This window comes from Halorubrum sp. SD41 (assembly GCF_058630335.1).
On record NZ_JBZVGZ010000057.1, the window covers coordinates 1 to 1038 of the forward strand.

At 57.0% G+C, this 1038-nt stretch carries 2 rRNA genes; both read left to right on the top strand.

Annotated elements, in window-relative coordinates:
- Positions 1-717: ribosomal RNA gene (locus tag AC4NMM_RS15255) — 23S ribosomal RNA — on the top strand; the annotation flags it as partial.
- Positions 718-858: 141 nt separating this feature from the next.
- A 5S ribosomal RNA gene (gene rrf, locus AC4NMM_RS15260) occupies positions 859-980 on the top strand.
- Positions 981-1038: the final 58 nt, after the last annotated feature.

The following is a 1038-nucleotide window of genomic DNA, read 5'->3' on the forward strand; positions in this document are numbered from 1 at the left end:
CATTGAAATACTACCCGTCGGTGACTGCGACTCTCACTCCGGGAGGAGTACACCGGTAGCCGGGCAGTTTGACTGGGGCGGTACGCGCTCGAAAAGATATCGAGCGCGCCCGAAGATCATCTCAGCCGGGTCGGGAATCCGGCGAAGAGCGCAAGAGCACAAGATGGTCTGACAGTGTTCTTCCCAACGAGGAACGCTGACGCGAAAGCGTGGTCTAGCGAACCTACGAGGTTCCGGAATGGGACCCGTAGATGACAGAAAAGCTACCTTAGGGATAACAGAGTCGTCACTCGCAAGAGCACATATCGACCGAGTGGCTTGCTACCTCGATGTCGGTTCCCTCCATCCTGCCCGTGCAGACGCGGGCAAGGGTGAGGTTGTTCGCCTATTAAAGGAGGTCGTGAGCTGGGTTTAGACCGTCGTGAGACAGGTCGGCTGCTATCTATTGGGGGTGTGAGGTACCTGACGTGAACGAACGTATAGTACGAGAGGAACTACGTTTGGTCGCCACTGGTGTATCGGTTGTCCGGAAGGGCAGATGCCGAGTAGCCACGCGACACGGGGTAAGAGCTGAACGCATCTAAGCTCGAAACCCACATGGAAAAGAGGTACCGTAGAGGTCACTCGTAGAAGACGAGTTCGATAGACTCGGGGTGTACGCACCGAGGCAACGAGGTGTTAAGCCCACGAGAACTAACAGACCGAGCCACATTCATTGGCGCTGACGCGCCACGACTCGCATGAGTTCAGGCGGTATCTGGATCGCACGATTTACACGGTTGGTATCGAACCAGACCGACACAGGGGTCTTGCTGTAGCGGATACAGCGAGTCTCGGTTCGACTCCGAGAGTCGGCATGAAGGCGGCCAGAGCGGTGGAGACACACCCGTACCCATTCCGAACACGGAAGTTAAGCCCACCAGCGTACCGTGAAGTACTGGAGTGAGCGATCCTCTGGGAACCACGGGTCGCCGCCTACCCACTCATACGGGATACTTCCCACCAAGCCCACGGACAACGCGTCCGTGGGCTTTTTTT